This window comes from Mesorhizobium sp. WSM4806 (assembly GCF_055811635.1).
Genome location: NZ_JBVVQZ010000016.1, coordinates 166,199 through 186,729, shown reverse-complemented (window position 1 = coordinate 186,729; position 20,531 = coordinate 166,199). Strand labels below are relative to the sequence as shown.

Here is a 20,531-nt window from a genome sequence, read left to right as displayed (position 1 = left end):
CCGATGGCTCATCCGCAACCCCGGCCTGTGTCTTGTGCCAACCGCCGCAGCGCTCTATCGCGTTCGACGAAGACGACCTGACGGAGGACGTGATGAGCAACTTGATCGATCCGCACGCCAAACCACTGCCCTCGCTCTCCGCCCATCATATAGACCCGCACTCCTACCCCGATGGTGTTGCCTTCCTGGACGGGCAGTATCTGCCGATGTCGCAAGCCAAGATCTCGGTGCTGGATTGGGGCTTCCTGCATTCCGACGCCACCTACGACACGGTGCATGTCTGGGACGGTCGTTTCTTCCGCCTCGACCTGCATCTCGATCGCTTCTTCGGCGGGCTGGAAAAGCTGCGCATGACGATCCCGTTCGACCGCGATGGAGTCGCCGAAATCCTCCACAATTGCGTGGCGCTGTCGGGTCATCGCGACGCTTATGTCGAGATGCTGTGCACGCGCGGCGCCTCGCCGACCTTCAGCCGCGACCCGCGCGACGCGATCAACCGCTTCATGGCGTTCGCCGTTCCCTTCGGCTCGGTCGCCAATGCCGAGCAATTGCAGCGCGGCCTGCATGTGGCGATCAGCGACAAGGTGCGCATCCCACCAGCCTCGATCGACCCGACAATCAAGAACTACCACTGGCTCGACCTGGTGCGAGGCCTCTACAACGCCTATGACCGCGGCGCCGAGACCGCACTGCTCCTCGATTTCAACGGCAATGTCGCGGAAGGCCCCGGCTTCAACGTCTTTTGCGTGGACGACGGCAAACTATCGACGCCGGCTGTCGGCGTGCTGCCAGGCATCACCCGCCGCACCGTCTTCGATCTCTGCACGGAGGCAGGGCTTGCCGTTGCCGCGGCCGATGTCAGCGTCGCTGCGCTGCGTCAGTCCGATGAGGTCTTCATCACCTCGACCGCCGGCGGCATCATGCCGGTAACGGTGATCGACGGTGTTCCGGTCGCGGACCGCAAGGTCGGTGCGATTACCAGGCGCCTCATGGCGATCTATTGGCAAAAGCACCGAGATCCGACCTAGTGCAGCCCGGTGCACTATTCCTGACCATCCCTGGCCTCAGGCCCGGTAAATCCACTGCTCGGGCACACGCACCGAAATCTCCTCGCCGGCCGTGATGCGTCCTGGTTTTTCCACCCAGGCGACAAGGCCGCGCAACCGTTTTGCCGCTTTCGGGAACAACAGCGCGCCGGCTTCACGGTCGGCCATTCCGGCATTTTCCGCAACCGATCGCCCGGCGATGCGGCAAGGTCCGTTCTGCGCATCGACCTTGACGGTGACGCCGCCTTTGAAGAACAGCAGCGTGCCGGACGGCAGCATCGAGAGATGCGGCAGGCCTTCGATCAACAGATTGGCGCCGATCCACTCCGGCTTGATCTCGGCGATGGCCATCCGCCCTGCCACGATCGCCAGTTCGTCCGCGGCCACGATCGACAGCTGCCGCTCGTTGCGCATCTCGGTGCCGCGTGGATACCAGGGCTCGCGCCCGCCGGAGCGCCGCGTCGCGCCGGCGTGGAAATCGCCGTCGATGCCGTCGAAGCCAAGCCGCAATTCATCCACCGCGCGTGTCTCGAAATGATCCGATGGCGCGACGTAAAGCGCGGCCACCCGCGCGACAAGTTTCCGCGCCGGGATGATTTCGACCGGGTTTACCGTCTCGGGGAAGAGGTCCAGCATAGGCTTCGCTCCGTGCGTGATGCCAAGCAATTAGCCGCAGTGAGTTCATCAGGTCCAGCCTAAAGCACTGATGCTCCAGTCAAGCAGGCTGATGCGATTACACCGGCGCCTTCCAATGCCGGTGCCGTTCGCGCCAATCAGAGCATGCGCAACAGCGCCCCGCCGATCGAATAGCCGGCGCCGAAGGCGCAGAGCAGGCCATAGTCGCCGGCGTTCATGTCGGCGTGGTTTTCCGACAAGGCGACGACGGCACCGGCGCCGGCGGTGTTGCCGAGGCGCTCCAGCACCATCGGCGCGCGGTCATGGTCGACCTCGTGGCCGAACGACAGCTTCAGGATCATGGCGTTCATACGTGCATTGGCCTGATGCAGCCAGAAGCGCCGGATCGCTTGCGGCGTCAGCCCATGCTCGGCCAGGAACTCGACGATGAATTTGTGCCCGGCGACGGTGACTTCCTTGAACACCTTGTTGCCGACCTGATTGATCAGGTTGCCTTCCAGGTTGATCATATACGGATCGTCCTGGGCGGTGCGCGTGTAATAGCCGAGATTGGTGCGGATGTTGTTGGACATCTGCGTCCAGGTCCGGGTGTCGAGCACCTCGAAACGTCCCGGCCGCTTGTCGCCCTGGGCAAGCCCCTCGACGACCATCGAGACCGAAGCATCGCCGAAGATGAAATGCGTCTGCCGGTCGCGGAAGTTGAGATGGCCGGTGATGATTTCGGGCGTCGTCACCAGCACGCGCCTGTGTGCGCCCGCCCGCACCAGATTGACCGCGATATGCAACGCCGCCGCCGCCGACGAACAGCCAAGGCCCATGTCGAAGCCGGCGCCCCTCGTGCCCATCGCCTGCTGCATCTCGATGGCGATCGCCGGATAGGGCCGCTGGTGATGCGAGGCCGAGCAGATCACCAGGTCGATATCAGGTGGCTCCAGGCCGGCATGGTCGAGCGCTTTCCTGGCCGATGCGATGCCGAACTCGGCTTCCAGCGACAGTGCGTCGTCCGGCCGCGGCGGAATGCGCGGCGCCATGCGGGTCGGGTCGAGAATGCCTTCCCGCTCGATCACATGGCGCGTCTGCACGCCCGAAGCATGGACGATGAAGGCGCTGTCCGACTTCTGCAGCAGCGTCTCGCCCGAAACCTGGCGGCGGACATTCTCCATCTCGACCCAGGCATTGAAGCTGTCGACCAATTCCTCATTGGTGATCGAAGGCTCGGGGATTTCAACGCCGATGCCGCTGATGATGACGCGATGCATTTTCAGTTCGTCCCCATGCGCAGGCGCTACGGCTTGATGTGGGCGCCGCGAGAGTTCGGCGCAACATTATTCGCATCAAGCTAGTTTAAGCCGGCTTAAATCAAGGGCCTGAGGCACAAGACCACAACCTTGCGTGGCTGAAATACGCGTTGTGGCGAATCAAGCGCAGCCAGGCAGTGCGTCTCGGTGTCGCCAATCGTTTCTAGGCAGCGCGCCGCGCGACGATGAAAAGGCGCGGGAAACGCAGCAGCACCTTGCCGTTCGCCGTCTTCGGATAGGCTTCGGTTATCCCAGCGGTGTAGCGCGTGAGAAAAAACCGTCGCTCGTTCTCGTCGAGCGGATCGAGGAACGGCTTCAGCCCCGTCGACTTCAGCCACTCGACGATTGCCCCGGCATCGGCCAGCGGATGATTGTAGGCGGTGTGCCAGATGTCGAGCCGGTCGGAGAACGGCGACAAAAGATCGTAGTAGAACGACACTAGCGGCAGCGGCCCGCGCGCAGCACACTCGAGCTTTTCGGCAAACGGCATTTCGGCCGCCGTCTCGCGCATCAGCCGGTGCGACGGCTCACCCATATTGTCGGGCATCTGCACGGCAAGCGCGCCGCCGGGCGCCAAAAATCCCATCAGCCGCTGGAAGATCGCCGGATGCTCGGGCAGCCACTGGAACACCGCATTGGCGAAGATCACGTCGACCGGCTCTTCGGGCTGCCACGCCGCCGCATCCGCCAGTTCGAAGGCCACTTCCGGCAGACGTGCCCTCGCCTTCTCGATCATGTCAGCCGAGGTGTCCAAACCGCTGACCTGCGCGCCCGGCCAGCGCTCAACCAGCAATTCGGTCGAGTTGCCCGGCCCGCAGCCGATATCGACCACCCGGCGTGGCGCCGCCACCGGCACCTGCGCGACGAGATCGCGCGCCGGACGCGTGCGCTCGTCCTCGAATTTGAGATATTGGGCGGCGGACCAGTCTGCCATTTCAGCTCCTCAGATCATTTGAGAATTCGCCGCCCTAAAAACCCCTATCGCGTCAACCTCTTGTACGTCATGCGGTGCGGGTTGACGGCATCGGGACCGAGCCGGCGGATCTTGTCCTGCTCGTAATCCTCGAAATTGCCCTCGAACCACTCGACATGGCTGTCGCCTTCGAAGGCAAGGATGTGCGTCGCCAGCCGGTCGAGGAACATGCGGTCGTGCGAGATGATGACGGCGCAGCCGGCGAAGTTTTCCAGCGCGTCTTCGAGCGCCGCCAGCGTTTCGGTATCGAGATCGTTGGTCGGTTCGTCGAGCAGCAGCACATTGCCGCCGGTCTTCAGCATCTTGGCCAGATGGACGCGGTTGCGCTGGCCGCCGGACAGATTGCCGACCTTCTGCTGCTGATCGCCGCCGCGGAAATTGAACGAGGCGCAATAGGCTCGGGTGTTGGCCTCGAACTTGCCGAGCTTGACCACTTCGGCGCCGCCCGAGATTTCTTCCCAGACGGTCTTGGTCGGGTCGAGCGCATCGCGGCTCTGGTCGACGTAACCGAGCTTGACCGTCTCGCCGACGCGGATCGTGCCGGCATCCGGCTTTTCCTGGCCGGTGATCATGCGGAACAGCGTCGTCTTGCCGGCGCCGTTCGGGCCGATGACGCCGACGATGCCGCCGGGCGGCAACTTGAATTCGAGGTCGTCGATCAGCAGCGTGTCGCCAAAGCCCTTCGACAGGTCCTCGACCTCGATCACCACATTGCCGAGCCGCTCGCCATGCGGAATGACGATCTGGGTGTCGCTCGGACGCCGCTTGTCGGCCGCATCCAGCAGATCCTGGAACGCCTGGATGCGCGCTTTCGACTTGGTCTGCCGTGCCTTCGGGCTGGACTGGATCCACTCGCGCTCGCGGCCGATCGCCCGCTGGCGCGCATCGTCCTCGCGGCCCTCCTGCTTGAGCCGCTTGGCCTTGGCTTCGAGATATTTGGTGTAGTTGCCCTCATAGGGAATGCCGCGGCCGCGGTCGAGCTCGAGGATCCAGCCGGTGACATTGTCGAGGAAGTAGCGATCGTGGGTGATGATCATCACCGCGCCCGGATAGGCGCGCAGATGCTTTTCAAGCCACGCCGTCGTCTCGGCGTCGAGATGGTTGGTCGGCTCGTCGAGCAGCAGAAGGTCGGGCTGACGCAGCAGCAGTTGGCACAGTGCCACGCGGCGGCGCTCGCCGCCCGACAGCTTGGTGACGTCGGCTTCCTTGGGCGGGCAGCCCAGCGCTTCCATCGCCATCTCGACCTGCTGTTCGAGATCCCACAGGTTGAGCCGGTCCATCTCGTCTTGGAGCTTGGCCGACTCGTCGGCCGTCTCGTCGGAATAGTTCATCATCAATTCGTTGTAGCGTTCGATGATCGCGGTCTTGGCGGCGACGCCTTCCATGACGTTCTCGAACACGGTCTTGCTCGCATCGAGCGCCGGCTCCTGCGCCAGGTAACCGACGGTGGCGCCTTCGGCCAGCCACGCCTCGCCGCTCCACTCCTTGTCGATGCCGGCCATGATCTTGAGGATGGTCGACTTGCCGGCGCCGTTCGGCCCGAGGATGCCGATCTTGGCGTCCGGGTAGAAGGAGAGGTGGATATTCTCGAGCACCTTCTTGGTGCCATAGGCCTTGTTGAGGCCGGCCATGTGATAGATGAACTGGCGTGCCACGCGCGCTTTCCCTGAAAAGTCGACTGGAATGTCGGATTGAATGGAAGTTGCGCGCTATGTAGGCGATGCCGCGCCGAACGGCAAACTGTTTTGGCATTTCGGGTTTGTCTTCCGGCCGAGACGGGCGCGATCGGCATCGGCGCATAGGCATCCAGTGTCACTGGAACTCGATCGGATCGATGATGCCTTTCGGACAGCCGGCATTGTTCGTCGGCACTGAGGCCAGCAGCAGCTCACTGAGCGAAGAGTTCGGACCGATTGGGCCGGTCAGGCCGAGCGTCAGTTCGCCGATCAGCCGCCTGCCGCTCGAAGGATCGTTCACGCAGGAGACGCGAACCCGATCGCCGGCGCCGGGACCAAAGGCACTGTCGAAGGCGGCGCGGATCTGGCCAGAGGTCAGATCCCGGCCAATGTTTTGCGTGAAAAGATCACGCACCGGTGAAGCATTCGCCGCGCGCGTCAAGTTCAGCGCATCGGAAAAATACGCCTGCTGGCTCTTGCCGTAACAGGTGCCATGCTTGATCCATTCATGCCTGTCGAGAGCGGATGCGGTGCCTGGCATCACCCGATCGAGCTCCGACCGCGTGTTCGGCTCGAGCTCGACCGGCGGCAGGTCCTGCCAGCGCGCCGGATTGTCGTTCGCCTTGTCGGCCGCTGCCACCTGGCAATAGAAATTTCCGTTCGGCTGCGGCCACAGCCCATGCAAGGTGAAATGCGTCGCGTCAAAACCGGCCGCGGTCTGCGCCTTGCATTCGGTCTTGCCGGGCTTGGTCTCGCAAAACGCCGGCTGCCAGCTCAGCGCGAGGACATATTCGGGCTTTCGCGACGCCGGCGCAGCAGGCTTCTTCCGATCGGCCGGCACAGGTGCTGCCGGTTCCGTAGACGCGCTGCCACCCGAAACATGGCCGCAATCGACCTTCACCCACCGACGCTCCGGATCGGCACCGGGGACGCGGATCAGATAGTGGCTGGGAGCATCCTTGTTGCCAGCCAGAAGCTCGTAGCTCTGTCCCGCATCGGTCGCGATATTGCCGGGGTTCCTGCCGCTCCTGATGGCCTGGGTGGCTGGACAGGTGGCGTCGGCGACGAAAGAGCCGCTCATCTTGACCTCGGCCCGCGCAGCACCCGTCAGCGGCGCGGCGACAAGCGCCAATCCGAAAACAAGACCTGTCAGCGTACGCATAGGTACTCTCCGGTTGAATAATGCTGGGCAACAGACTGCCGCCCTCTCTGGGTAGCAAATTCTCCATGTCAGAATTGCGATACCCGCGTTGCGACGCAAGAACAGCGCTGCAAAACACCGCGAACGGATTGACGCAAAACCGGCGTCGGCGCACACAAACGTTCGCAGGCGCTAAAGACGCGTTGGAGACGAAGCGACAATGTCATTCAGCCAGCAGCGCGTGCTGCGATCGCCGACCGGCGCCGAGCTCAACCTTTACGTGAAACGCGCCGAGGGCCGCCCGCGTGCGGTCGTCCAGATCAATCACGGACTGGCCGAACATGCCGCGCGCTATGTCCGCTTCGCTACCTTTCTGGGCGAGTGCGGCTTCCACGTCTATGCCCATGACCATCGCGGCCATGGCGCAACCAAGGCGCCAGACGCTCCGCTCGGCAGATTCGCTAATGTGGATGGCGGCGCCAAGGTCATCGCCGATGTCGCCGCCGTGCATGATCTGATCGCCGGCGACCATCCCGGCCTGCCGGTCATCGTCTTCGGCCATTCCATGGGCGGCCTCGTCGCGGTGAATTTCATGCTTCACCATTCCAACCGGCTGCACGCCGCCGCCATCTGGAACGCCAATTTTTCCGCCGGGCTCGCCAGCCGTGCAGCGCAAGTCATCCTGGCCTGGGAAAAATTCCGGCTCGGCTCCGACATGCCGTCGCGCATGCTGCCGAGACTGACCTTCCAGGCCTGGGGCAAGGCCGTCCCCGGTCACCGCACTCCGTTCGACTGGCTGTCGCGCGACGCGGCGGAAGTCGACAAATACATCGCCGATCCGCTGTGCGGCTGGGATGCGTCGGTGTCGATGTGGCGCGACCTGTTCGGCTTTGTCTTCGACGGCGCCGACGACGCTAATTTTTCCGGCATCCGCAAGACCCTGCCGATCTGCCTGGTCGGCGGCGAAAAGGATCCTGCTACCGATCGTGGCAAGGCGGTCAGCCATCTCGCTGGGCGCCTGCACAGGATGGGCTTTTCGAATCTCGTTTCAAAGGTTTACGCCGAGACCCGCCACGAAAGCCTGAACGAGGTGAATCGAAATATCATCATGGACGATTTCGCCGCATGGGCCGACAGCGTGCTGAAACAAGCCTGATCGAGAGGTCCGGTTGGCCCATTGCAAGAGCCGTGACTTCGGCACGCGGGATTGATAGTGCATGTTGCCCAAAAGTGCGCAGCGGTTTTGGATAACGACATGCATAAAAAGAAAACCAGAGCCTGCGTTTCCGATCAATCACGGTGATCCATGACCGAGCCTCCGCTGAAAGGCATCCGCGTAGTCGAACTCGCCCGCATCCTGGCCGGGCCGTGGGCCGGGCAGCTGCTTGCCGATCTCGGCGCCGACGTGATCAAGGTCGAGAGCCCTGATGGCGGCGACGATACCCGCAAATGGGGTCCGCCCTTCGTCATGAGCCATGACGGCGAAAACCTCTCGGCCGCCTACTACCATTCCTGCAATCGCGGCAAGCGCTCCATAGCCATCGATTTCTCGACGCCCGAAGGCGCCGAGACAGTGCGCCGGCTGGCTGCGACATCGGACGTGCTGATCGAAAACTTCAAGCTCGGCGGGCTGAAGAAATACGGCCTCGACCATGACAGCTTGCGCAAAATCAACCCGCGGTTGATCTATTGCTCGATCACCGGCTTCGGCCAGGACGGGCCCTATGCGCCACGCGCCGGCTATGACTTCATCATCCAGGGCATGGCCGGCATGATGTCGATCACCGGCGAGGCTGGCCGCGAGCCGCAAAAGGCCGGTGTCGCCATTTCGGACATTTTCACCGGCCTCTATTCGGTGATCGCCATCCAGGCCGCACTTCGCCATGCCGAGAAGACCGGCGAGGGCCAGCATATCGACATGGCGCTCTACGACAGCCAGATCTCGGCGCTCGGCAACCAGAACCTCAACTATCTGGTTTCGGGAAAATCGCCGGTGCAGATGGGCAACGCGCATATGAACATCGCGCCCTACGAAGTGGTGCCGGTCAAGGACGGCCACATCATCCTTGCCATCGGCAATGACGGCCAGTTCGCCAAGTTCTGCGCGGCCGTCGGGTTGGACGAGCTGCCATCGAACCCCGATTTCGCCACCAATCCCGCCCGCGTCGCCAGCCGGGCCAAGCTGCGCGGGCATATAATCGAGGCGCTGAAAACCTTCGATCGCGATCCGCTGCTGGCCAGGCTGGAGGCGGCAGGCGTGCCTGCCAGCCCGATCAACACGATCGGCGAGATGTTCGCCGACCCGCAGACCATCGCGCGCGGCATGCGGCTCGACCTCGACGACGGCCATGGCAATCTGTTGCCCTCGGTGCGCGCGCCGATGGTCATGTCGGGCACGCCGCTGTTCTATGAACGGCCCTCGCCGCGTCTCGGTGAACACACCGAAGAAATCCTTGCCGAACTGGAGAGGTCAGGAAAATGAAGACCGGCGGACAACTGATTGTCGATGCGCTCGAAGCCAACGGAACGGACCGTATCTATTGCGTGCCCGGCGAATCCTACCTTGCGGTGCTCGACGCGCTGCACGACTCGCCGATCCGCACCATCGTCTGCCGCCAGGAGGGCGGTGCTGCGATGATGGCCGACTGCCATGGCCGCCTGACCGGCAAGCCAGGCATCTGCTTCGTCACCCGCGGCCCCGGCGCCACCAACGCCTCGGCCGGCATCCACATCGCCATGCAGGATTCGGTGCCCGTCATCCTGTTCATCGGCCAGGTCGCCAGCCACGCCAAGCAGCGCGAGGCTTTTCAAGAGGTCGACTACGTCAGGTTCTTCGGCGACATCGCCAAATGGGTCGTCGAGATCGACGACGCCGCGCGCATTCCCGAATTCGTCACCCGCGCCTTCGCGGTGGCGACATCCGGCCGTCCCGGCCCGGTCGTCATCTCGCTGCCGGAAGACATGCTGACCAGCCTGGCCGAAGCGCCGGCCGCCCTGCCCCACACGCCTGTCGAAACGCGGCCGGGCGAGGCCGAGCTCGATGCTCTGGAAAAGCTTCTCAACAAGGCAAAGCGCCCCTTCGTCATCCTCGGCGGCACGCGCTGGGATGCGGAGGCCGTCGCGCGGATGCGGACGATCGCCGAAGCCTGGTCCCTGCCGGTCGGCTGTTCCTTCCGCCGCCAGATGCTGTTCGATCATCTCCACCCGAACTATGCCGGCGATGTCGGCATCGGCATCAACCCGAAGCTGGCGACCGCCATCAACCAGGCCGACATCGTGCTGCTGATCGGCGGCCGCATGGGCGAGATGCCGTCCTCCGACTACACGCTGCTCAAGAGCCCCTATCCCGACCAGTTGCTGGTCCATGTCCATGCCGACGCCGGCGAGCTCGGCCGTGTCTACCGGCCGACGCTGGCGATCAACGCCTCGCCGTCCGCCTTCGTCGAAGCCTTTGCTGGGCGCAAGCCGGCCGCCACACCAGTCTGGGCGGATGAAACACCGAAGCTGCACGCCGCCTATCTCGACTGGTCGACACCGCCCGAAAGCGGCCCCGGCGCCGTCCAGATGGGGCCGATCATGAACTATCTCGAAAAAATGCTGCCCGACGACGCCATCCTCACCAACGGCGCCGGCAACTACGCCACCTGGGTGCACCGCTTCCACCGTTCCCGCCGCTTTGCCACGCAGGCAGCACCGACCTCCGGCTCGATGGGCTACGGCACGCCGGCAGCGGTCGCCGCCAAGGAACTGTTCCCCGAGCGCGATGTGATCGCCTTTGCCGGCGACGGCTGCTTCCTGATGAACGGCCAGGAATTCGCCACCGCCGTGCAGTACGATCTGCCGATCATCGTCGTCGTCGTCAACAATGGCATCTACGGGACCATCCGCATGCACCAGGAGCGCGAATATCCCGGCCGCGTCGTCGCCACCGACCTGAAGAATCCCGACTTCGCGGCGCTCGCCCGCGCCTATGGCGGCCATGGCGAAATCGTCGAGAAGACGGCCGACTTCGCGCCGGCCTTCGAACGCGCCCGCGCCAGCGGCAAGCCGTCGATCGTCGAGATCAGGCTCGACCCCGAGGCGATCACGCCGACCCGGACGATGACCCAGATACGGGACAGGTCGTGAGCGCAGAGGCATAGGCCGAGTTCCTTCGCAGCGCTTTCCCGCAAACTTCGACAGGCTAATGCAGCACTCCGCCGGGGCGCCGCTGCGCTACATCGTCGCCGCCTTCTCGATCTGCCCGCGAATCTCGCCGTCCTTGTGGGCCGCCGTATGGATGTTTATGTAGTATTTGCCGGCCATCAGGTCGGCAGCCTGCGCGTCGGTCAGGATCGCGGCCCCCTTGAACGGGCTTTTCGCAGCGCCCTTGAACGGGACGACGACGTCGGCATTTTCACCCTTTGCTGCCGGACCGTGAATATGTCCGGCCGTCGCCGGTCCACTGAGACCTGAATACATCACGTTCCAGGTTAGCTGTTTCGTGTCGGTGTTGAAGCCGAGAGTGGCCTCGCCTTTGCCCTCCGTGGTGACAGGTGGATTCTGCTGAGCGCCATCGAGCGTCGCCTTCATCTTCATCATGTCGGCCAAGGCCGGTGAACCGCACAGGAAGGCAGCCGAAACGGCCAGCGCCGAAAGCATCGGCGAGAAGGATTGCATGCGCATGGAATTCTCCGTTGTGGCGATGACATCCGCTGAAGCAGGATGCACTGGAACAACGGTTGTGGCGAGCGGATGTTTCCACCGGTAACGGCTATTTTACATGCCAAAAAAAGGGGCGGTCGCCCGTCCCCTTTTTTTCGAATTGCGGGCCGCAGAGGCCCCGGTTGATGGCCCTTACTTGATGGCCTTGTCGGTGATAGCGGTCGTGTACGCGCCGGTCGGCTCCTTGGTGATGATCTTCTGGTCGAGCAACGCCTTGGCGGTGCGCGCGTAGGTCGCCGGGTCGAGCTTGCCGTCGGCATTGTCGATCAGCTTGGCGACTTCGCCCATCATGCGCTTCTGGTGGTTCTCGTCCTGGCCGCCATTGTCCATGACGATGCCGGCCGCCTCGTCGGAATTGTCGACGGCGTATTTCCAGCCCTTCATCGAGGCGCGCACGAAACGCACCATCTTGTCCTCGAAGGCCGGATCCTTGAGCTTGTCCTCCAGGGCATAGAGCCCGTCCTCAAGCAGGTCGTTGCCCATGGCCGAGTAGTTGAACACGATCAGCTCTTCCGGCTTGTAGCCGGCATCGATGAGCTGCCAGTATTCGTTGTAGGTCATGACCGAAATGCAATCCGCCTGCTTCTGGATCAGCGGCTGCACGTCGAAACTCTGCTTCAGCACGGTGACGCCATCCGGGCCGCCGTCGGTCTTCAGGCCGAGCTTGTTCATCCAGGCGTAGAACGGATACTCGTTGCCGAAGAACCAGACGCCGAGCGTATGGCCCTTGAAGTCGGCCTCGGTCTTGACCGGGCCATCCTTCGGGCAGACCAGCTGCATGCCGGCCTTCTTGAACGGCTGGGCGATATTGACCAGCGGCACGCCCTTTTCGCGTGCGGCCAGCGCGCCGCCCATCCAGTCGACGATGACGTCGGCGCCGCCACCGGCGATCACCTGCTCGGGCGCGATATCGGGACCGCCCGGCTTGATCTCGACGTCGAGGCCCTCGGCCTCATAAAAACCCTTGTCCTTGGCGACGTAGTAGCCGGCGAACTGGGCCTGTGTGACCCATTTCAGCTGCAGCGTCACCTTGTCTGCGGCCATCGCCTGGAACGCGGCAAGCGACATCGCGCCGGCCAGCATCGAAACAACAAGTCTTTTCATGCTTTTACCCTCTGGAGTTAAGTGTTCACCCTTTTAGGACCAGGACCTTCAATCCAACCCTGATTCCAAACCCGCCACCGCCCTATCCACCACGGACGGAGGGATGCCAAAACGTGACTGCTCTCTCGAAAAGAGCGACCACGCCATAAAAGACCGAACCCGCAAGTGCTGCAACTGCGATTTCGGCCCAGACCATGTCGATATTCATCCGTCCGACTTCGGTCGAAATCCGGAATCCCATGCCGACCACCGGCGTGCCGAAGAACTCCGCGACGATGGCGCCGATCAGCGCCAGCGTCGAATTGATCTTCAGCGCGTTGAAGATGAAGGGCGCTGCCGCCGGCAACCGCAGCTTGAACAGCGTCTGCCAGTAGCTCGACGCATAGGTGCGCATCAGGTCGCGTTCCATATGGCCGGAGGCAGCAAGCCCGGCGACCGTGTTCACCAGCATCGGGAAGAAGGTCATGATGATGACGACGGCGGCCTTCGACTGCCAGTCGAAGCCGAACCACATGACCATGATCGGCGCTACGCCGATGATCGGCAGCGCCGACACCATATTGCCGATCGGCAAAAGCCCGCGGCGCAGGAACGGCACGCGGTCGGCCGCGATGGCGGCAAGGAAGCCGGCACCGCTGCCAACGATGTAGCCGAAGATCACCGCCTTGAAGATGGTCTGCCGCACGTCGGCCGCCAGCACCGGCAGCGAATTGGCGATGCGCACGCCGATGGCGCTTGGCGGCGGCAGCAGGATGAAGGGAATGCCGGCGCCGCGCGTCACCGCCTCCCAGATGATCAGGATCCAGGCGCCGAAGATCGCCGGAATGATCAGCCTCAAAGCGGTCGCCGCCCAGCGCGAGGCCGGGCGAAGCGCGGACAGCACCGTCACGCAGCGCCAGGCCAGGAGCCATGCCGCGGCAAGCAGCAGATAGAACGACGCGCGGGCGGTGCCCTCATTGCCGGTTATGCCGGCGAGCAGCAGCCACGCTGCGCCATGCGCGCCAAGGAAGAGCAACACCACCCCAATTGCCGGCGGGAAATTATCGGCCCCAATTGCCAGGAGCAGCAACAAGAAAATCAAAGCCGCAGTACCGACACCGTAGCCGGGCGCCGCATCGACAAGCGGCCAAAGAAGCAGCGCGCCGGCAAGAAGGACAAGCGAGGCATACCCTTGCCACGAGCGGGGGGTGATCGACGAAAGGCTCAGGAGATCGCTCATGCCGGCCTCCCGCCCATGGCGCGGTCGACGAGGCGCCCGGCTATGCCGACCACCATCACCAAAAGGGCCGCCACCACCGAGCCCGCCACCAGCGCCGACCAGATATCGATGGTCTGGCTGTAATAGGCGCCGGCGAGCAGCTTGGCGCCGATGCCGGCGACGGCACCGGTCGGCAGTTCACCGACGATGGCGCCGACCAGGCTGGCGGCCACCGCCACCTTCATCGAGGTGAACAGGAACGGCACCGATGCCGGCACCCGCAACTTCCAGAAGGTCTGCGAGGGGCTGGCATTGTAGGTGTGCATCAGGTCGAGATGGGTGAGTTCGGGCGAACGCAGCCCCTTGACCATGCCGACCGCCACCGGGAAGAACGACAGATAGGTCGAGATCAGCGCCTTCGGGATCAGGCCGGTAACGCCGATCGCCGCCAGCACGACGATGATCATCGGCGCCACCGCCAGGATCGGAATGGTCTGCGAGGCGATGATCCACGGCATCAGGCTGCGGTCGAGCGTCGCCACATGGACGATGCCGACGGCAATCAGGATGCCGAGCGCCGTGCCGAAAGCGAAGCCGAGCAGCGTCGAGGACAGCGTCACCCAGGCATTGTAGACAAGGCTGCGATTGCTGGTGACCTTGCGCAGAAACGTGTTCTCGAAGAAATTCACCGCCACCTGATGCGGCGCCGGCAGTGTCGGCTTCGGCTGCGCCATCGTCTTGCCGATGAACTCCACGATCCCCGGCGTCTCGCCGGCACGGCGGTCGAGATCGCGCTGGAACGGCGCGTTGAGGATGACGGCGAAAACATACCAGACGACCACCACGCCTGCGAGGATCGAGGTCACCGGAACGATCTTGTCGCGAAAGGAGTCCATCAGCGAAGCTCCCCTCCTCTCCCCAACGGGGAGAGGAGGGAGCCCATCCCGCCCAATCCTCATAGCTGTGCCCTGCCCTGCGCCGCGTCGCTTCGCTCATTGCTCCGCCCTAGGATGACGAAGGCATGGTTGGCCGCGCTCTCGATGAACGCCGCTTCGCGGCGGCTCCGCCCTAGGATGACGAAGGCATGGGTGGGCCCGCTGGCACCGTCGGGGAGAGGAGAGAGCCCATCCCGCTCAATCCTCATAGCTGTGCCCTGCCCTGAGCCCGTCACGCACCCGCGCCGCGATCGCCAAAAACTCCGGCGTCTCGCGAATGTCGAGCGGCCGCTTTTTCGGCAGCGTCGATTCGATGACATCGCTGACGCGGCCCGGGCGCGGCGACATGACTATGATCCGCGTCGACAGGTAGACCGCCTCGGGAATGGAATGGGTGACGAAGCAGATGGTCTTGTTGGTCCGATCCCAAAGCTCCAGCAGCTGTTCGTTGAGGTGGTCGCGCACGATCTCGTCCAGCGCGCCGAACGGCTCGTCCATCAACAGAAGATCGGCATCGAACGCCAGCGCCCGCGCGATCGAGGCACGCTGCTGCATGCCGCCGGAAAGCTGCCACGGGTATTTCTGCTCGAAGCCGGCCAGGTTGACGAGATCGAGCGTGCGCTTGATGCGCGCCGCCTGCTCTGCCTTCGACAGGCCCATGATCTCCAGCGGCAGCGCCACATTGCGCTCGATCGTGCGCCACGGATAAAGTGCGGCCGCCTGGAAGACATAGCCATAGGCGCGGTTTTCGCGCGCCTGCTCCGGCGTCACGCCATTGACGGAGATGCTTCCCGATGTCGGTTTCTCGAGATCGGCGATGACCCGCAGCAAGGTCGTCTTGCCGCAACCGGACGGCCCGATGAAGGAGACGAATTCGCCCTTGCCGATGGTCAGGTCGACATCCGACAGCGCCTGCACCGGACCGTCGCTGGTCTGGAAGGTCAGGCCGAGCTTGCTTGCCGAAACGACGGCTGGCGACTGTCCGGTCATAGGCCGCAGCCTGGCTTTTCGCACCGCCGCCGCGCCGGCCGCACTCCCGTTGCTTTTGCCAAAATGCTGCTTTCCACTTATCTTGTCCCACTCGATCGAGAGTTTGCCCGATGTCGTCCAAACCCACCTGCCATCTTATCCGCCCCGAAGGCTCTTATGAAGGCAAGCAGGGATTGAGTTATTTCACCGGCATCGCCGCCGAGACGGTCGGCTCTACCGGCATCTGCATGCACCTGCTCACCATGCCGCCCGGTGCCCGCGCCAAGGCGCATATGCACGAAAGCCATGAGACGGCGATCTATGTGCTCTCCGGCGAGGTCCATACCTGGTATGGCGATCGGCTCGAGCAGCAGACCGTGGCCAAGGCCGGCGACCTCTTCTACATTCCCGCCGGCGTGCCGCATCTGCCGGCCAATCTGAGCGACAGCCCGGCCTCGGCGGTCATCGCCCGCACCGATCCCAACGAACAGGAAAGCGTCGTGCTGCTGCCGCAACTGGATGGGCTGGTCGCCTGAGGCCGGCTTCAGTGCAATCGCTTCAGGTTTGCGCTGCCCCTGAGGGGCGGCGCCGACTTCGACAAACCCGCGCAAGCTCACACCCCGGTCGCCGGAATGCCTGATCGTTCCACCTTGCGCGGCGCGGAAATTTCCTTCCAGGTCGACAGCGCCCGGTTGACCGCGGCATTCGGCTCGCGAGCGACGAACTCGCCATGGCCGGGCTTCGCCTTGACCTCGTTCTCCTGGATCGACAATTCGCCGCGCGAAAAGACGAAGCGCGGCAGGCCGGTCACCTCGAAACCTTCGAAGACGTTGTAGTCGATCACCGACTGCTGCTTCTTGGAGGTGATCGTCTTCTTGCGCTTCGGGTCCCAGACGAGGATGTCGGCGTCGGCGCCTTCGACGATGGCGCCCTTCTTCGGATACATGTTGAGGATTTTGGCGATGTTGGTCGAGGTCACCGCGACGAATTCGTTCATCGTGAGCCGGCCGGTGTTGACGCCCGTCGTCCACAGCACCGGCAAGCGGTCCTCAAGCCCGCCGGTGCCGTTCGGGATCTTGGTGAAATCGCCGACACCGTTGCGCTTCTGGCTGGTGGTGAAGGCGCAATGGTCGGTCGCCACCACTTGCAGCGATCCGGCCTGCAGGCCGGCCCACAGCGAATCCTGGTGCAGTTTGTTGCGGAACGGCGGGCTCATCACGCGGCGCGCCGCATGGTCCCAGTCCTTGTTGAAATATTCGCTCTCGTCGAGCGTCAGATGCTGGATCAGCGGCTCGCCGAACACCCGCATGCCCTTCTGCCGCGCCCGGCGAATGGCTTCGTGCGCCTGCTCGCAGGAGACATGCACGACATAGAGCGGCACGCCGGCCATGTCGGCGATCATGATGGCGCGGTTGGTCGCCTCGCCTTCCACTTCCGGCGGCCGCGAATAAGCGTGCCCTTCGGGGCCGTTATTGCCGGCGGCCAGCAGCTTCTGCGACAGCGCCGCCACCACGTCGCCATTCTCGGCATGGACCAGCGGCAGCGCGCCAAGGTCGGCGCAGCGCTGGAACGACGAATACATCTCGTCGTCGTCGACCATCAGCGCGCCCTTGTAGGCCATGAAGTGCTTGAACGAGGTGATGCCCTTCTCGACGACGGTGGCCATCTCGTCGAACACCTGCTTGCCCCACCAGGTGATCGCCATGTGGAAGGAATAGTCGCAGGAGGCTTTCGAGGTCTTGTTGTCCCACATCTGCAAGGCCTCGAGCAGCGACTGCTGCGGCGCCGGCAGACAGAAATCGACAACCATGGTGGTGCCGCCGGCAAGCGCGGCGCGGGTGCCGCTCTCGAAATCGTCAGCCGAATAGGTGCCCATGAACGGCATTTCGAGATGGGTGTGCGGATCGATGCCGCCCGGCATCACGTAGCAGCCGGTGGCGTCGAACTCGTGATCGCCATGCAGGTCCGGCCCGATGGCGATGATCTTGCCGTGCTTGAACAGCACGTCGGCCTTCCAGCTTCGATCGGCGGTGACGATGGTGCCGTTCTTGATGACTTTGGACATTTTTTTGTTCCCTTGTTCTCTTCGCGCTTCTTGGTGAGCGACGTTCGGAATCTTGGTTTCTAGCTCACCCCACGATGACAGCTGTCTCCACCACCGCGTGGAACAGCACATCGGCGCCGGCCGCCGCCCATTCCTTGGTGATTTCCTCGGCCTCGTTGTGGCTGAGCCCGTCGACGCAGGGGCACATCACCATTGCCGTCGGCGCGACGCGGTTGATCCAGCAGGCGTCGTGGCCGGCGCCGGAGACGATGTTGCGATGCGTATAACCCAAGCGCTCGGCCGCATCCCGCACTGCCTTGACGCAGCCCGGATCGAAAGTCACCGGATCGAAATGGCCGACCTGGTCGATTTGATATTTGATGTCGAGCGCTTCGCAGATCGTGTCGATGCCTTCGCGGATGCGCCCGTCCATGGCGTCGAGCACTTCCTTTTCCGGTGAGCGGATGTCGATGGTGAACATGGTGCGGCCGGCGATGATGTTGCGCGAGTTCGGATAGACCTCCATGTGGCCGACCGCGCCGACGGCGTCGGGCTGGTAGTCCATGGCGATCTCGTGCACCAGTTCGATCACCCGCGCCATGCCGAGCCCAGCATTGCGGCGCTTCGGCATCGGCGTCGAGCCGGTATGCGCCTCCTTGCCGGTCAGCGTCACCTGCAGCCATTTCAATCCCTGGCCATGGGTGACGACGCCGATGTCGATGCCCTCGTCCTCGAGGATCGGGCCCTGCTCGATATGCAGCTCGAAGAAGGCGTGGATCTTGCGCTCACCGACTTTCTCGCTGCCTTTCCAGCCGATGCGTTCGAGCTCCTCGCCGAATTTTTTGCCGTCCTTGTCGACATGTTCGTAGACGTCGGCTTGGTCGAGGACGCCGGCGAACACGCCGGATGCCATCATCGCCGGCGCAAAGCGCGCGCCTTCCTCGTTGGTCCAGTTGGTGACGACGATCGGATGTTTTGTCTTGATGCCGAGCTCGTTGAGCGAGCGTACGATCTCAAGGCCGCCAAGAACGCCGAGCACGCCGTCATACTTGCCGCCGGTCGGCTGGGTGTCGAGATGGCTGCCGACATAGACCGGCGGCAGATCGGGCTCGGTGCCCTCGCGGCGGGCAAACATCGTGCCCATCTCGTCGAGGCCCATTTCAAGTCCAGCCGCCTCGCACCAGCGCTTGAACAGCTGCCGCCCCTCGCCGTCCGCGTCGGTCAACGTCTGGCGATTGTTGCCGCCGGCAACGCCGGGGCCGATCTTCGCCATTTCCATTATCGAATCCCACAAACGGTCTGAATTGATTCGCAGATTCTCGCCCGGAGCGGCCATTTCTAAAACCTCATCGATTGCGCAGCGTCCCCCAGGGAACGCTGCCGCGCGCCCTTCAATCCACCGCCCTCAGCACTCCACGCACATGGTCGATCAATTCGTTGATCTGGCCCTTGGTGATGATCAGCGGCGGCGACAGCGCGATGATGTCGCCGGTGGTGCGGATCAGCGCGCCGCGCTCGAACGCTTTCACAAAAGCCGAGAAGGCACGCTTGGTCGGACTGCCGGGAATCGGCGCCAGCTCGATCGCACCGATCAGGCCGATGTTTCTGATGTCGATGACGTTCGGCTCGCCCTTCAGCGAATGCAGCGCGTCTTCCCAATACGGCGCCAGTTCCTGGCCGCGGGTGAGCAGGCCCTCTTCCTTATAGGTATCGAGCGTGCCCAGCGCCGCCGCACAGGCGATCGGATTGCCCGAATAGGTGTAGCCGTGGAAGAACTCGATCATATGCTCGGGGCCGGTCATGAAGGCGTCGTGGATTTCCTTCTTGACGAACACCGCGCCCATCGGGATGACGCCGTTGGAGACGCCCTTGGCGGTGGTCATGATGTCGGGCGTGACGCCGAAATAGTCGGCGGCAAACGGCGTGCCGAGACGGCCGAAGCCGGTGATGACCTCGTCGAAGATCAAAAGGATTCCGTGCTTGGTGCAAATCTCGCGCAGCCTCTCGAGATAGCCCTTCGGCGGCAGGATGACGCCGGTGGAACCCGCCACCGGCTCGACGATGACGGCCGCGATGGTCGAGGCGTCGTGCAGCGTGACGATGCGCTCCAACTCGTTGGCCAGTTCCGCGCCATGCTCGGGCACGCCCTTGGTGAACGAATTCTTCTCCGGCAGGTGGGTGTGCGGCATGTGGTCGACGCCGCCGAGCAGCGTGCCGAACATCTTGCGGTTGGTGACGATGCCGCCGACCGAGATGCCGCCGAAATTGACGCCGTGATAGCCGCGCTCGCGGCCGATCAGGCGGGTGCGCGAGCCCTCGCCTCTGGCGCGGTGATAGGCGATCGCCATCTTCAGCGCGGTCTCGACCGATTCCGATCCGGAATTGGTGAAGAACACGTGGTCCATGCCCTCCGGCGCCAGGTCGACCAAACGGTTCGCCAGTTCGAAGACGATCGGGTGACCCATCTGGAACGCCGGCGCATAGTCGAGCTCTGCGGCCTGGCTCTGGATCGCCTCGGTGATCTTCGGCCGGCAGTGGCCGGCATTGACGCACCACAGGCCGGCGGTGCCGTCTAAAACCGTGCGGCCGTCGCTCGTCGTGTAATGCATGTCCTTGGCGGACACCATCATGCGCGGCGCCTGCTTGAACTGCCGGTTTGCCGTGAACGGCATCCAGAATGCGCTGAGATCGTTCGGCGTGACTTTCAGCCGGTTGGACATGACCAAGACTTCCCCTTGTAACCTGTTTCGGTGCGGCTAACGCTTGGTCTTCCCGACACTTGGTCTCTGCTGCGTTTTCGTGCTACG

General features: G+C 63.5%; 18 protein-coding genes. 5 read left to right on the top strand and 13 right to left on the bottom strand.

Features of this window, described 5'->3' with window-relative positions; all coding sequences use genetic code 11:
• The first annotated feature begins 92 nt into the window (after positions 1–92).
• A complete protein-coding gene (locus AC0L2M_RS23760; RefSeq protein ID WP_287237217.1) occupies positions 93–1,028 on the top strand; it encodes an aminotransferase class IV in 936 nt (311 codons plus the stop codon).
• Positions 1,029–1,064: 36 nt separating this feature from the next.
• On the opposite strand, the gene AC0L2M_RS23755 is transcribed toward AC0L2M_RS23760, so the two are convergent.
• From AC0L2M_RS23755 to AC0L2M_RS23735, 5 genes are all read right to left on the bottom strand, one after another.
• Positions 1,065–1,682, bottom strand: coding sequence for an MOSC domain-containing protein (locus tag AC0L2M_RS23755; protein ID WP_091594098.1), 618 nt, complete (start codon positions 1,680–1,682; stop codon positions 1,065–1,067).
• A gap of 137 nt (positions 1,683–1,819) precedes the next feature.
• On the bottom strand, positions 1,820–2,941 hold the full coding sequence (locus AC0L2M_RS23750; RefSeq protein WP_287237216.1) for a beta-ketoacyl-ACP synthase III: 1,122 nt from the start codon (positions 2,939–2,941) through the stop codon (positions 1,820–1,822).
• Positions 2,942–3,143: 202 nt separating this feature from the next.
• Complete coding sequence (tam, locus tag AC0L2M_RS23745) at positions 3,144–3,914, bottom strand: trans-aconitate 2-methyltransferase (RefSeq protein ID WP_473479941.1); 771 nt, start codon at positions 3,912–3,914, stop codon at positions 3,144–3,146.
• Between the two features lie 44 nt (positions 3,915–3,958).
• On the bottom strand, positions 3,959–5,608 hold the full coding sequence (gene ettA, locus AC0L2M_RS23740) for an energy-dependent translational throttle protein EttA (RefSeq protein WP_027153822.1): 1,650 nt from the start codon (positions 5,606–5,608) through the stop codon (positions 3,959–3,961).
• 157 nt (positions 5,609–5,765) lie between these two features.
• Positions 5,766–6,791, bottom strand: a complete 1,026-nt coding sequence (locus AC0L2M_RS23735) for a ribonuclease T2 family protein (RefSeq protein WP_473536071.1) — start codon at positions 6,789–6,791, stop codon at positions 5,766–5,768.
• A gap of 199 nt (positions 6,792–6,990) precedes the next feature.
• Here AC0L2M_RS23735 and AC0L2M_RS23730 point away from each other — a divergent pair, with 199 nt between their 5' ends.
• From AC0L2M_RS23730 to AC0L2M_RS23720, 3 genes are all read left to right on the top strand, one after another.
• The gene (locus tag AC0L2M_RS23730) at positions 6,991–7,926 is read left to right on the top strand and encodes an alpha/beta fold hydrolase (protein WP_128246390.1); all 936 of its coding nucleotides are present in this window, start codon (positions 6,991–6,993) and stop codon (positions 7,924–7,926) included.
• A gap of 150 nt (positions 7,927–8,076) precedes the next feature.
• The gene (locus AC0L2M_RS23725) at positions 8,077–9,252 is read left to right on the top strand and encodes a CaiB/BaiF CoA transferase family protein (RefSeq protein ID WP_473536070.1); all 1,176 of its coding nucleotides are present in this window, start codon (positions 8,077–8,079) and stop codon (positions 9,250–9,252) included.
• A complete protein-coding gene (locus AC0L2M_RS23720) occupies positions 9,249–10,898 on the top strand; it encodes a thiamine pyrophosphate-binding protein (protein WP_473536069.1) in 1,650 nt (549 codons plus the stop codon). Before AC0L2M_RS23725 ends, AC0L2M_RS23720 begins: the two co-directional genes overlap by 4 nt.
• Before the next feature lie 87 nt (positions 10,899–10,985).
• Here the strand turns inward: AC0L2M_RS23720 and AC0L2M_RS23715 are convergent, their stop codons facing one another.
• The 5 genes from AC0L2M_RS23715 to AC0L2M_RS23695 form a co-directional block, all read right to left on the bottom strand.
• Positions 10,986–11,435 carry a CHRD domain-containing protein gene (locus AC0L2M_RS23715; RefSeq protein WP_287249500.1) on the bottom strand — a complete coding sequence of 150 codons (450 nt, stop codon included), beginning with the start codon at positions 11,433–11,435 and terminating at the stop codon, positions 10,986–10,988.
• A gap of 171 nt (positions 11,436–11,606) precedes the next feature.
• Positions 11,607–12,578: an ABC transporter substrate-binding protein gene (locus tag AC0L2M_RS23710; RefSeq protein ID WP_023798699.1), complete on the bottom strand. Its 972-nt coding sequence runs from the start codon at positions 12,576–12,578 to the stop codon at positions 11,607–11,609.
• A gap of 82 nt (positions 12,579–12,660) precedes the next feature.
• A complete protein-coding gene (locus AC0L2M_RS23705) occupies positions 12,661–13,797 on the bottom strand; it encodes an ABC transporter permease (protein ID WP_473531223.1) in 1,137 nt (378 codons plus the stop codon).
• Complete coding sequence (locus AC0L2M_RS23700; protein WP_023798697.1) at positions 13,794–14,672, bottom strand: ABC transporter permease; 879 nt, start codon at positions 14,670–14,672, stop codon at positions 13,794–13,796. The genes AC0L2M_RS23705 and AC0L2M_RS23700 overlap by 4 nt, the downstream gene beginning before the upstream one ends.
• A gap of 237 nt (positions 14,673–14,909) precedes the next feature.
• Entirely contained in the window at positions 14,910–15,701 is a 792-nt protein-coding gene (locus AC0L2M_RS23695) for an ABC transporter ATP-binding protein (protein ID WP_287237206.1), read from the bottom strand.
• A 110-nt stretch (positions 15,702–15,811) separates the two neighbouring features.
• Between AC0L2M_RS23695 and AC0L2M_RS23690 the strand changes: the two genes are divergently transcribed.
• Positions 15,812–16,216, top strand: a complete 405-nt coding sequence (locus AC0L2M_RS23690; RefSeq protein WP_027153830.1) for a cupin domain-containing protein — start codon at positions 15,812–15,814, stop codon at positions 16,214–16,216.
• A 77-nt stretch (positions 16,217–16,293) separates the two neighbouring features.
• Here the strand turns inward: AC0L2M_RS23690 and hydA are convergent, their stop codons facing one another.
• From hydA to aptA, 3 genes are all read right to left on the bottom strand, one after another.
• Positions 16,294–17,745 (bottom strand): dihydropyrimidinase, encoded by a 1,452-nt coding sequence (gene hydA, locus AC0L2M_RS23685; protein ID WP_473536068.1) that lies wholly within the window; start codon positions 17,743–17,745, stop codon positions 16,294–16,296.
• A 64-nt stretch (positions 17,746–17,809) separates the two neighbouring features.
• Positions 17,810–19,060 (bottom strand): Zn-dependent hydrolase, encoded by a 1,251-nt coding sequence (locus AC0L2M_RS23680; protein ID WP_473536067.1) that lies wholly within the window; start codon positions 19,058–19,060, stop codon positions 17,810–17,812.
• Positions 19,061–19,115: 55 nt separating this feature from the next.
• Positions 19,116–20,444: an omega-aminotransferase AptA gene (gene aptA, locus AC0L2M_RS23675; protein WP_473536066.1), complete on the bottom strand. Its 1,329-nt coding sequence runs from the start codon at positions 20,442–20,444 to the stop codon at positions 19,116–19,118.
• Positions 20,445–20,531: the final 87 nt, after the last annotated feature.

Bases quoted from the DNA above. Each gene is read 5' to 3' on its own strand.
- AC0L2M_RS23725 (WP_473536070.1), top strand. From the start codon at position 8,077: ATGACCGAGCCTCCGCTGAAAGGCATCCGCGTAGTCGAACTCGCCCGC.
- hydA (WP_473536068.1), bottom strand. From the start codon at position 17,745: ATGTCCAAAGTCATCAAGAACGGCACCATCGTCACCGCCGATCGAAGC.
- AC0L2M_RS23690 (WP_027153830.1), top strand. From the start codon at position 15,812: ATGTCGTCCAAACCCACCTGCCATCTTATCCGCCCCGAAGGCTCTTAT.
- AC0L2M_RS23695 (WP_287237206.1), bottom strand. From the start codon at position 15,701: ATGACCGGACAGTCGCCAGCCGTCGTTTCGGCAAGCAAGCTCGGCCTG.
- AC0L2M_RS23730 (WP_128246390.1), top strand. From the start codon at position 6,991: ATGTCATTCAGCCAGCAGCGCGTGCTGCGATCGCCGACCGGCGCCGAG.
- AC0L2M_RS23760 (WP_287237217.1), top strand. From the start codon at position 93: ATGAGCAACTTGATCGATCCGCACGCCAAACCACTGCCCTCGCTCTCC.
- AC0L2M_RS23700 (WP_023798697.1), bottom strand. From the start codon at position 14,672: ATGGACTCCTTTCGCGACAAGATCGTTCCGGTGACCTCGATCCTCGCA.
- AC0L2M_RS23680 (WP_473536067.1), bottom strand. From the start codon at position 19,060: ATGGCCGCTCCGGGCGAGAATCTGCGAATCAATTCAGACCGTTTGTGG.
- tam (WP_473479941.1), bottom strand. From the start codon at position 3,914: ATGGCAGACTGGTCCGCCGCCCAATATCTCAAATTCGAGGACGAGCGC.
- AC0L2M_RS23735 (WP_473536071.1), bottom strand. From the start codon at position 6,791: ATGCGTACGCTGACAGGTCTTGTTTTCGGATTGGCGCTTGTCGCCGCG.
- AC0L2M_RS23715 (WP_287249500.1), bottom strand. From the start codon at position 11,435: ATGCGCATGCAATCCTTCTCGCCGATGCTTTCGGCGCTGGCCGTTTCG.
- AC0L2M_RS23755 (WP_091594098.1), bottom strand. From the start codon at position 1,682: ATGCTGGACCTCTTCCCCGAGACGGTAAACCCGGTCGAAATCATCCCG.
- AC0L2M_RS23705 (WP_473531223.1), bottom strand. From the start codon at position 13,797: ATGAGCGATCTCCTGAGCCTTTCGTCGATCACCCCCCGCTCGTGGCAA.
- aptA (WP_473536066.1), bottom strand. From the start codon at position 20,444: ATGTCCAACCGGCTGAAAGTCACGCCGAACGATCTCAGCGCATTCTGG.
- AC0L2M_RS23720 (WP_473536069.1), top strand. From the start codon at position 9,249: ATGAAGACCGGCGGACAACTGATTGTCGATGCGCTCGAAGCCAACGGA.
- AC0L2M_RS23750 (WP_287237216.1), bottom strand. From the start codon at position 2,941: ATGCATCGCGTCATCATCAGCGGCATCGGCGTTGAAATCCCCGAGCCT.
- AC0L2M_RS23710 (WP_023798699.1), bottom strand. From the start codon at position 12,578: ATGAAAAGACTTGTTGTTTCGATGCTGGCCGGCGCGATGTCGCTTGCC.